Genomic DNA, 11,812 nt, shown 5'->3' with positions numbered 1-11,812 from the left:
GAGTCATCTCCCCCGTGTTCAGGACGTCCCGTCCGGGCCGCCCAGCTCGCTGTCCAGCATCGCGAACAGCTCCTCGTCGGTCGCCGCGGCGAGATCCCGCACCTGGTCGCGCGGAGCTCCGTCGCCGTCGGTACGGCGGTGCGCCTCCCGCCACCGGCGGGCCAGCGCCTCCAGCCGGGCCGCCACCGCCTCCACGTCGGCCTGCGCGGCCGGGGCCTCGGCGAGCGGTTCGGCCATGGTGGCCTCCAGCCGTTCGAGTTCGTCGAGCACGGCGCGCGCCGGGTCGGCGTGCTCCGGGTCGAGTTCCTCCAGGAGGAACGTCACCAGCGCCTCCGGGTTGGGGTGGTCGAAGACCAGCGTCGCCGGGAGGCGCAGCCCTGCCGCCTCGGCCAGCCGGTTCCGCAGCTCGACCGCGGTCAGCGAGTCGAAGCCCAGCTCGGCGAAGGCCCGATCCGCCGCGACCGCGTCCACGCTCGCGTGCCCGAGCACCGCGGCCACGTGCGAGCGGACCAGGTCGAGGAGGATGCGGCGCTGTTCGGCCGGGAGCAGCCCCGCCAGCCTGTCGGCCAGCGACTCCTCGGCCGTGGGCGCGTCGGCCGCGGCCCGTCGCCGGGCCGGCGCGGCCACCAGGCCACGCAGCACCGGCGGCACCGGCCGGCCGGACAGCGCGTCCGCGTCCACGTCCGCGGCGAGCACCACGGGGGCGTCCCCGGAGACGGCGGCGTCGAAGCGGCGCAGTCCGGTCTCGGTGTCGAGCTCACGCAGCCCGCTCGCGGCCAGCCGCGCCGAGTCGCCCGTGCCCACGTGGGCGGTCATCGCGCTGCGTTCCGCCCACAGCCCCCAGGCCAGCGAGTGGCCGGGCAGGCCGAGGTGGCGGCGGTGCTGGGCGAGGGCGTCCAGGAAGGCGTTCCCCGCGGCGTAGTTGCCCTGCCCGGGAGAGCCGAGCAGCCCGGCGGCCGAGGAGAACATGACGAACAGGGCGACGTCGTGCCTCCGGGTCAGGTCGTGGAGGTGCCAGGCGCTGTCGGCCTTGGGACGCAGCACCGCGGCGAGCCGGTCAGGGGTGAGCGAGGCGATCGTGGCGTCGTCGAGCACGCCGGCCGCGTGCACCACCCCGGTGAGCGGGTGCTCCGCCGGGATGCCGGCGAGCAGCGCGGCGAGGGCGTCCCGGTCGGCCACGTCGCAGGACTCGACCCGTGCCGAGGCGCCCAGCCCGGCCAGCTCGTCGCGGAGCTCGGCGGCTCCGGGCGCGTCGATGCCGCGCCGGGTGACCAGCAGGAGGTGCCGCGCGCCGTACCGGGTCACCAGGTGGCGGGCGACGTGGCCGGCGATGACGCCGGTGCCGCCGGTGATCAGTACGGTGCCGTCCGGGTCGAGCTCCCGAGGCACGGTCAGCGCGAGCTTGCCGACGTGGCGTGCCTGCTGGAGGTGACGGAAGGCGTCCTTGGCGCGCCGGGCGTCCCAGACGGTGACGGGGGACGGCCGCAGCACCTCGTGCTCGTACAGCCGCACGACCTCGGCGAGGATCTCCTGGACCCGCTCCGGGGTGCCCTCCGGGTGCTGGGTGCGCGACTGGGCCACCATGTCGTACGCCCGGTAGACGACCCCCGGATGGGCGGCGGCCACCTCGTCCGCCTGCCTGATGTCGGTCTTGCCCATCTCCAGGAAGTGGCCGCCGCGAGGCAGCAGCTCCAGCGAGGCGTCGACGAACTCCCTGGCCAGCGAGTTGAGCACCACGTCCATCCCCGCGCCGCCGGTGACGGCCAGGAACTTCTCGCGGAAGCCGAGGTCTCTGGAGGAGGCCAGGTGGGCCTCGTCCAGGCCGAGCGCGCGCAGCACGGGCCACTTGGCGGGCGACGCGGTCGCGTAGACCTCCGCACCCAGGTGCTGGGCGAGCTGGATCGCGGCCAGGCCGACTCCGCCCGCGCCCGCGTGGACCAGCACCCGGTCCCCCGGGCTCACGCCGGCCAGGTCGACCAGGCCGTAGTAGGCGGTGAGGTTGACGATCGGCAGCACCGCGGCCGTGGTGAACGACCAGTCGTCCGGGATCGGGACGAGCAGTCGCCGGTCGCTGATGGCCACGGTGCCGGCGCCGCCGTCGACCAGGCCGGTGACCCGGTCGCCCGGGCGCAGGTCGGTGACGGCGGAGCCGACTTCGAGCACGACGCCGGCGGCCTCGCCGATCAGACCGTCGTCCTCCTCGGTGATCATGTCGAGGGCGACGACCAGGTCGTGGAAGTTGATCCCGGCGACGCGGGGCGCCAGCCGTACCTCGGTGGGGGCCAGCGGGCGGTTCGCCTCCGGCGCCGGCAGCAGGGCGAGGTTGGACAGCGTGCCCTTGCCGGTGGTGGCCAGCCGCCACGGCCCGGCCGGGGGCACGAGCGCGTCGGCGTCGCGGGCCAGCCGCGGCGCGTGAACCGTGCCGGCGCGCAGCGCCAGCTCCGGCTCGCCCGCGTCGATGGCCGCCCGTACCGCCGCCCACGCCGGCTCCTGCCCGTCGGTGTCGAGCAGGACGAACCGGTCGGGGTGCTCCGCCTGCGCGGCACGCACCAGGCCGGCGGCCGCCGCGTGCGCGGGGTCGGCGTCCTCTCCGGGGAGGACCGCCGCCGCACGCTGGGTGACCACGGCCAGCCGGGCGCCGTCCGGCCGGTCGCCGGACAGCCACCCGCGCAGCGCGGCCAGGGTGGCCCCGGTGGCCGCGTGAGCGGCGGCCACCGGGTCCTCGCCCCTGTCGCGGGGCACGTCGAACACCTCAAGATCCGGGGGTACGGCGCCGTCGGCCCGCAGGAGGGCCGCTCCGTTGGCCGAGCCCGCGCCGTTGGCCGAACCCGCGCCGTTGGCCGGACCCGCGCCGTTGGCCGAGCCCGCGCCGTTGACGAGCGGCTCGGGCGCCGACGCCGCCGAGGGCAGCGGTGTCCAGGTGAGCCGGGGCAGCGCGACGTTCACCGCCGCCGCGTGCGCCAGCTCCCCGTCGGTCACCGCGCGCACCACCATGGCGTCCACCGAGGCCATCGGGGCCCCTGCGGAGTCGGCCAGCTCGATGGCGAAGCGGTCCGTCGTCCCCGGGTCGGAGCCGGGCCGGTCGGCGACGCCACGCAGCCGTACCCGTGCCGCCGTGGCGCCTGTGGTGCGCAGCCGTACGCCGCGCCAGGTGAACGGCAGCCGGGGCGCGCCGGAGGCGTCGTCGTCGAGGAGCCCGGCGGTGTGCAGCGCGGCGTCGAGCAGCGCCGGGTGGATCCCGAACCGGTCCGCCTCGGCGGCGACCGCATCGGGCAGCGCGACCTCGGCGAAGATCTCGTCGCCACGGCCCCAGGCACGGCGCAGGCCGCGGAACGCCGGCCCGTAGCCGTACCCGCCGGCGTCCAGGGTCTCGTACAGCTCGTCGACGTCCAGCTGCCGCGCGTCCGCCGGCGGCCAGGCCGAGCCGGGCTGCTGTGTGGCGGGCGGCTCGGCGTCGGCGGTCTTCGCGAGGGTGCCGGCGGCGTGCCGGGTCCACGCGGTGGTCGCCGCGGCGGCCGGGTCGGCCGAGGCCGGCGCGGCGTACACGGAGATCTGCCGGTGTCCGTTCTCTGCGGCGCCGACCACCACGCGCACCCTGGTCGCGCCGTCGTCGGGCAGCACCAGCGGGCGTTCCAGGATCAGCTCCTCCAGCAGGTCGCAGCCGGCCCGGTCGGCGGCGTGCAACGCCATCTCCACCAGCGCGGCGCCGGGCACCACGATCCGGTCGGCGACCTTGTGGTCGGCGAGCCACGGCTGACCCGCGACGGACAGCCGGCCGGAGAAGACCAGCCCGTCGCCGTCCGGCTCGTCCAGCACCGCGGCGAGCAGCGGGTGGTCAGCGGAGTCCAGGCCGGCGGCGCTCAGCCCGGCCGGTCCTGCCGGGGTGGCCGGCTTCCAGTACCTGTCGTGCTGGAAGGGGTAGGTGGGCAGTTCGGCGCGCCGCCGCGCGGCCGGCAGGACCTTCTGCCAGTCCACCGGCACGCCGCGCAGCCACGCCTCGGCCAGCGCCGTGGTGAACCGGCCGCCCTCGTCACGGCGCAGCGTGCCCAGCGCGGCCACGTCCACGCCGTCCGCGGCGGCGGTCTCCTCGATCGCCGGAGTGAGCATCGGATGGGGGCTCATCTCCAGGAACAGCCGGCGGCCGCGGGCCAGCAGCGCCCGGGTGGTCTCCGCGAACCGTACGGTCCGCCGCAGGTTCGTGTACCAGTACTCGGCGTCGAGCCCGGCGGTGTCCAGCTCGGCCGCGACCACCGTCGAGTAGAAGGGCACCCGGGCGGTCTGCGGGCGCAGCCCGGCCAGGTCGCGCAGCAGCGGTTCGCGCAGCACTTCCACCTGCGCGCCGTGCGAGGCGTAGTCCACGGCCAGCCGCTTGACGCGGACGCCCTCCGCCCGCAGCCGGGCCTCCAGCGCGTCCAGCGCCGCGCCGTCGCCGGCCAGCGCCACCGAGCCGGGCCCGTTCACCACGGCCACCGACACGGCGTCGCCGTACTCGGCGAGCAGCTCGGTCACCCGTTCGGCGGGCAGCGCCACCGACATCATGCCGCCGTTCTGGCCGGACAGGCGCTCGGCGACCGCGCGGGCGCGCGTCACCACCACCCGCGCCCCGTCGGCCAGCGACAGCGCCCCGGCCACGCAGGCGGCGGCGATCTCTCCCTGCGAGTGGCCGACCACCGCGGCCGGCTCGACGCCGGCCGCGCGCCAGGTCTCCGCCAGCGCCACCATGACGGCCCAGAGCACCGGCTGGACCACGTCGACCCGGTCGAGCATGCGGGCGTCGCCCAGCGCCTCGCGCACCCGCCAGTCCACCAGCGCCTCGACCTCCGCGGCGCAGCGCTCCAGCGCCTCGGCGAACGCGGGCGAGGACTCCAGCAGCTCGACCGCCATGCCGGGCCACTGACCGCCCTGCCCGGGGAAGACGAACACCGGCTGGTCGGCGCCGTCGTGCACGAGACCGCGGACGAGCTCCGCGGCCTGCTCACCGGCGGCCAGCGCGCGCAGCCCCGCCACCGTGGCGTCCCGGGACTCGCCCAGTACGGCCGCGCGCCGCGGCAGGCCGGCCCTCCGGGTCAGCTCGGCGGCCACGTCCAGCAGCTCGGCGTCGTCGTGCTCATCCATGAAACCGGCCAGCCGGTCGGCCTGCGTCCGCAGCGCGGCCTCGCTCTTGGCCGACAGCAGCACCGGAAGCAGCGGGAGCGTGTCCGGCACGCTCGCCGGCGACGGCTCCTCAGCGGGTGGTTCTTCCAGGATCACGTGGGCGTTGGTGCCGGAGATGCCGAACGACGACACTCCCGCCCGGCGTGGCCGGTCCGCGGCGCGCGGCCAGGGCTGAGGTTCGGTGAGCAGTTCCACCGCCCCGCCCGACCAGTCCACCTTGGACGACGGCGCGTCCACGTGCAGCGTCTTGGGCAGCACGCCGTGCCGCATCGCCAAGATCATCTTGATGATGCCGGCGACTCCGGCCGCCGCCTGGGTGTGGCCCAGGTTGGACTTCACCGACCCCAGCCACAACGGCGACTGCCGGTCCTGGCCATAGGCGGCCAGCAGCGCCTGGGCCTCGATCGGGTCGCCCAGCGCGGTGCCGGTGCCGTGTCCTTCGACCACGTCCACCTGCGCGGGACCGATCCCCGCCGAAGCCAGCGCCTGAGCGATCACCCGCTCCTGAGAAGGACCGTTCGGCGCGGTCAGCCCGTTCGACGCCCCATCCTGATTGACCGCGCTACCGGCCAGCACCGCCAGCACCTGGTGCCCATTACGGCGGGCGTCCGACAGCCGCTCCACCACCAGCACACCGACGCCTTCGCCCCAGCCGACACCATCAGCCGCCTCCGCGAACGCCTTGCAGCGGCCGTTCGCGGCCAGGCCCCGCTGCCGCGAGAACTCCACGAACGCGCCCGGGGTGGCCATCACCGTCACCCCGCCCGCCAGCGCCAGGTCGCACTCGCCGCGCCGCAGCGCGTCGGCGGCCAGGTGCAGCGCCACCAGCGAGGACGAGCAGGCGGTGTCCACGGAGAGCGCGGGGCCGCGCAGGCCGAGGGTGTAGGAGACCCGCCCGGAGACCGTCGCGCCGCCGGCGCCGGCCGGCACGTAGTCGTGGTACATCACGCCGGCGAACACCCCGGCGCTGGTCTCCCGCAGCGACGTCGGGTCGATCCCGGCCCGCTCCAGCGCGGTCCAGGACACCTCAAGGAACTGCCGTTCCTGCGGGTCCATCTCCGCCGCCTCGCGCGGGCTGATCCCGAAGAAGTCCGGGTCGAAGTCGGCGGCGCCGTACAGGAAGGCGGCCTCCCTCGCGTACGAGGTCCCCTCGTGCGCCGGGTCCGGGTGGAACAACGAGCCGAGGTCCCAGCCGCGGTCGGCGGGGAACTCGCCCACGGCGTCCCCGCCCTCGGTCAGCAGCCGCCAGAGGTCTTCCGGGGACTCCACGCCGCCCGGATACCGGCAGGCGAGCCCCACGATCGCGATGGGATCGGCCGTGACGGCGGGTGCCGCCACCGGCGCCGGTTCCGGCTTCTCCCCGGACCGGTCGGCCAGGAAGGCCGCCAGGGCGGTCACCGTCGGGTGGTCGAAGACCAGCGTCGCCGACAGCGCCACGCCGACCCGCCGGCCCAGCCTGTTGCGCAGCTCCACCCCGGACAGCGAGTCGAAGCCCAGCTCCTGGAAGGCCCGGTCCACCGGCACCGACTCGGCCGTGTCGTACCCCAGCACGCCGGCGGCCTCGGCGCGGACCACGCCCAGCAGCAGCTCGCGCCGCTCCGCCGGGGACATCCGGTCCAGCCGGTCGGCGAGCGAGCCGGGCGCGGCCGCGGCGGCACGGGCGGGCCGGCGGCCGGCGAGCGCGCGCAGCAGCGCGGGCGGCTCGGTGTCCCGGCCGCGCAGCGCGGCGAGGTCCAGCCGGCAGGCCACGGGCGCTGGGTGCCCCGCGGTCAGCGCCGCGTCGAACAGGGCCAGCCCCTCCGCGGCGGTGAGCGGTCGCATCCCGGAGGCGGCCAGACGGGCGGTCTGACGGCCGTCCAACCGGCCGGCCATGCCGCGTTCCGTCTCCCACGCCCCCCAAATCATCGAGATCGCCGGGAGCCCGTCGGCGGCCCGCCGTACGGCGAGCGCGTCCAGCGCGGCGTTGGCCGCCGCGTAGTTGCCCTGCCCGGCGGAGTCCATCAGCCCGGTCGTCGAGGAGAACAGCACGAACGCCCGCAGGTCGTGGTCGCGGGTCAGCTCGTGGAGGTGCCAGGCGGCGTCCACCTTGGGCCGCAGCACCCGCGTCAGCCGCTCGTCGTGGAGCGCGGGGACGGTGCCGTCGGCCAGCACTCCGGCCGCGTGCACCACGGCGGCGAGCGAGGGAACCTCGTCCAGGAGCGCGGCGAGCGCGGCGCGGTCGGCCACGTCGCAGGCGGCCACGGTCACCTCGGCGCCCAGCCCGGTCAGCTCCTCGCGCAGCTGGGCCGCGCCGGGCGCGTCGAGGCCGCGGCGGCTGGTCAGCACCAGGTGCCGCACCCCGTGCTCGGTGACGAGGTGCCGGGCCAGCAGTGCGCCCAGGCCGCCGGTGCCGCCGGTGATCAGCGTGGTGCCCTCGGCCGGCCAGGCCGCGCCGCCGGTCCCCGCGTCGAGGCGGGTCAGCCGGGGCGCCCAGAACCGGCCGGCGCGGACCGCAGCCTCGGGCTCTCCGGCGTGCAGCGCGGCCGCGGCGGCCTCGTCGATCGCGGCGCGGTCCGGGTCCAGCTCGGGGTCCAGGTCGACCAGGACGATCCGTCCCTGGCTCTCTTCCCTGGCGGCCCTGGCCAGCCCCCACACCGCCGCCTGCGCCACGTCCGGCGCCGCGCCGTCGAGGGCGACCGCGCCCCTGGTCGCGATCACCAGGGTGTCCTCGGCGGAGGGCTCGGCGGCCAGCCAGCTGCGTACGCGCTCCAGCGTGGCCGCCACGGCGTGGCGTACCCGCTCGGGCGTGGCCGCCACGGTGTCGTCGCAGGCGGCCACGTGCACCTCGGCCGCGGCGACGGCGTCCCGCGCGGGCGTGCCCTCGGGCGCGGCCAGCGGCCGCCACTCCACCTGGTAGAGCGGGCGCGTCGCCGTCCCGACGCCGGCCGGGAGGTCGGCGGCGAGCGGGCGGGATTCGAGCGAGGTCACCGTGGCCAGCGGGCTGCCCGTCGCGTCGGCCAAGTCCAGCCGTACGGCTCCCGCGCCGGCGCTGTCGTCGGGGTGCAGCCGTACCCGGGCCGCGGCGGCGCCGGTGGCGTGCAGCTCGACCCCGCGCCAGGCGAACGGGACCACCGGCCGCCCCTCGGGCGTCTCCGCGTCCATCTCGGGCAGCAGGCCCACCCGCAGCGCGGCGTCCAGCAGGGCGGGGTGCGCGCCGTATCCGGCGGACTCCACCCCCTCCGGCAGCGCCACCTCGGCGTAGAGCTCGTCGCCGCGTCGCCAGGCGGCGCGCAGCGCGCGGAACGCCGGGCCGTACTCGTAGCCGCGCTCGGCCAGCCGGTCGTCGAGCCCGTCGACGTCCACGGGCCGCGCGTCCGGGGGCGGCCACGCGGTGAGGGTCGCGCCGTCGGCCGTGGCGGGGGCCAGCGTGCCCTGGGCGTGCCGGACCCAGCCTTCGCCGGCCGTCGAGTGGATCTCCACGGTGCGGCGGCCCTCATCGTCCGGGGCCCCTACGGCGACCTGTACGGCCACGCCGTCCCCGGTGTCGGTGGGGACGACCAGCGGGGTCTCCAGGACGAGGTCGTCCAGCCGGCCGCAGTCCACCTCGTCGCCGGCGCGGATCGCCAGCTCCACGAAGCCGGTCCCGGGGAAGATCACGGTGCCGTTCATCGTGTGGTCGGCCAGCCAGCGCTGGGTACGGGGGGACAGCTGCCCGGTGAGGGTGACGGCGCCGTCCGGGTGGGTCACCGCGGCGGCGAGCAGCGGGTGCTCGACAGGCGACTGACCGGCCGCCGACACGTCCCCCGACCGGTGCGCCTCCAGCCAGAACCGGCGCCGCTGGAACGCGTACGTGGGCAGGGTGACGGGCCGGGGCGGGGTCTCCCGGTCGGCGAACCAGGGGGCCCAGTCCACGCCCACGCCACCGGCCCAGGCCGCGCCGAGCGCGGCGCCGAAGTGGGCCACCTCGTCGCGGTCGCGGCGCAGCAGCGGCACCACCGGGGCCGTTCGGCCGCCGTCGGCGAGGATCTCCTCGACCATGGGGGCGAGCTGCGCGTCGGGGCCGACCTCCAGGAAGTGGGTGACCCCGCGCTGCCGCATCACCTGGACGCCGTCGGCGAACCGCACCGGCCGCCGCACATGCTCCACCCAGTAGCCAGGCTCGGTGACTTCGTCACCGGCCAGCTCACCCGAGACGTTCGACACCAGCGCCAGCTCCGGCCGCCGCAGCGTCAACCCCGCCACGACCTGCTCGAACTCGGCCAGCATCGGCTCCATCAACGGCGAATGGAACGCGTGCGACACCCGCAACGGCCGCGTCCGGTACCCGCGCTCCCGCGCCCACTCCACGACCTCGGCGACCTGATCGGCCGCACCCGAGACCACCACCGCACCGGGCGCGTTCACCGCCGCCACCGAGACGTCGCCGTGCAGCACCGGGACGATCTCGTCCTCGCCACAGCCGATCGCCGCCATCGCGCCACCAGCCGGCAACGCCTGCATCAACCGGCCACGAGCCGCCACCAACCGGCACGCGTCCGCCAGATCCAGCACCCCGGCCACATGCGCCGCGCTGATCTCACCCAGCGAATGCCCGGCCACGAAATCAGGCCGGACCCCGAACGACTCCAGCAACCGGTACAACGCCGTCTCAAAGGCGAACAGCCCCGCCTGCGCGAACACCGTCTGGTTCAGGGCGGCGGCCGTCTCCTCGTCCTGGGACGCGGGCGCCAGCACCTCACGCAGCCCGAGCCCGGGCGACCCGCCGGAGAACGTGCCCAGCTCGGCCGTCAGGAGCTCGGCCGCCTCGTCGAAGGCCCGCGCGAACACGCTAAAGCGCGCGTACAGGCCGCGGCCCATGCCGAGCCGTTGCGCGCCCTGTCCGGAGAACACCAGGCCCAGCCGCCCGGCCCGAGCCGTCTCGACGGTCACGCCGGACGGCGGCTCGCCCGCGGCCAGGCCGCGCAGCGCGGCGAGCAGAGCGTCCCGGTCGTCGGCCGCCAGCGCGGCGCGATGCGGCAGCGCCGCCCGCCGGGTCAGCGCCGCCGCCACGTCCGCCAGGTCGGCGCCGGCGCCGGGCTCGGCGAGGAAAGCGGCCAGCCGGTCGGCCTGTGCGCGGAGCGCCGCCTCGGACTTGGCCGACACGACCACCGGCAGCACGGCAGGCGTGCGGTCAGCGGGCTCCGCCGGGGCGGCCTCGTCCGGCGCCTCTTCGAGGATGACGTGGGCGTTGGTGCCGCTGACCCCGAACGCGGAGACCCCGGCGCGGCGCGGACGGCCGTCGCGGGTCCACGGCCGGGCCTCGGTCAGCAGCTCCACGGAGCCGGCGGACCAGTCCACTTCCTGGCTCGGCGCGTCCACGTGCAGCGTCTTGGGGAGCGTGCCGTGCCGCATCGCGAGCACCATCTTGATGACGCCGGCGGCGCCGGACGCCGCCTGGGCGTGGCCGATGTTCGACTTCACCGACCCCAGCAGCAGCGGCCGGTCGCGGCCCTGCCCATAGGTCGCCAGCAACGCCTGGGCCTCGATGGGGTCGCCCAGCCCGGTCCCCGATCCGTGCCCTTCCACGACGTCCACGTCAGCGGGCGTCAGGCCCGCCGCGGACAGCGCGGCGCCGATGACCCGCTCCTGGGAGGGGCCGTTCGGCGCGGTCAGGCCGCTGCTGGCGCCGTCCTGGTTCACGGCGGAGCCGCGGATCACGGCCAGTACGGGGTGCCCGTGCCGCCGCGCGTCGGAGAGCCGTTCCAGCAGCAGCAGGCCGACGCCTTCGCCCCAGCCGACCCCGTCGGCGGCGTCGGCGAACGACTTGCAGCGGCCGTCCGGGGAGAGCACGCCCTGCCGGGCGGAGTCGACGAACAGCTCGGTGGTGGACAGCACGGTGGCGCCGCCGGCCAGCGCCAGCTCGCACTCGCCGCCGCGCAGCGCCTGCGCCGCCAGGTGCAGCGCCACCAGCGACGACGAGCACGCGGTGTCCACGGTGACCGCGGGCCCCTCGAAGCCGTACAGGTAGGAGATCCGCCCGGACGCCACGCTGTGGTGGCTGCCGTGCGCGATGAAGCCCTGCACGCCGCGGGGTATCCGGTCGCTGCGCGAGCCGTAGTCGCCGTACATGACGCCGACGAACACCCCGGTACGGCTGCCGCGCAGCGCCGTCGGGTCGATCCCGGCGCGCTCCACCGCCTCCCAGGTGGTCTCCAGCAGGAGCCGCTGCTGCGGGTCCATGGCGGTGGCCTCGTTGGGGCCGATGCCGAAGAACTCCGGCTCGAAGTCGGCCACGTCGCGGAGGAAGCCGCCCTCGCGGGTGTAGGTCTTGCCCGGTTTGCCGCGCTCCGGGTCGTAGATCGCGTCGACGTCCCAGCCGCGGTCGGCGGCGGGCATGGGCGTGACCGCGTCCACCTCGTCGGTGAGCAACCGCCACAGGTCCTCGGGCGCGGTCACCCCGCCCGGGTAGCGGCAGGCCATGCCGACGATCGCGATCGGCACGCCGCCGTCCGGGCCTGCGCCCAGCTCCCGCAGGCGGTCCTCGGCGGCCTGCAACCGCCGCCTGGACTCCCGCAGATCCGCCGTCGCCCTTTTCAGGTAATTGACAAGTTTCTCTTCGTTGTCCATTACCAACCTAGGATTATCAGGAGCGTTGAGCTCACCGGGCTTGATGGTTCTCACCCTTTCGGTTGCGCCACCA

General features: G+C 76.2%; 1 protein-coding gene. It reads right to left on the bottom strand.

The features are described 5' to 3' along the window. Positions 1-18 precede the first annotated feature (18 nt). Positions 19-11,739 (bottom strand): SDR family NAD(P)-dependent oxidoreductase, encoded by an 11,721-nt coding sequence (locus tag ABD292_RS10210; protein ID WP_344206835.1) that lies wholly within the window; start codon positions 11,737-11,739, stop codon positions 19-21. Positions 11,740-11,812 lie beyond the last annotated feature (73 nt).

The organism is Nonomuraea bangladeshensis (assembly GCF_039529455.1).
Lineage (GTDB): Bacteria > Actinomycetota > Actinomycetes > Streptosporangiales > Streptosporangiaceae > Nonomuraea > Nonomuraea bangladeshensis.
This window is presented reverse-complemented; position numbering and strand designations above follow the sequence as displayed.

Coding starts and splice junctions, on each gene's coding strand:
- ABD292_RS10210 (WP_344206835.1), bottom strand. CDS start 11,739: ATGGACAACGAAGAGAAACTTGTCAATTACCTGAAAAGGGCGACGGCG.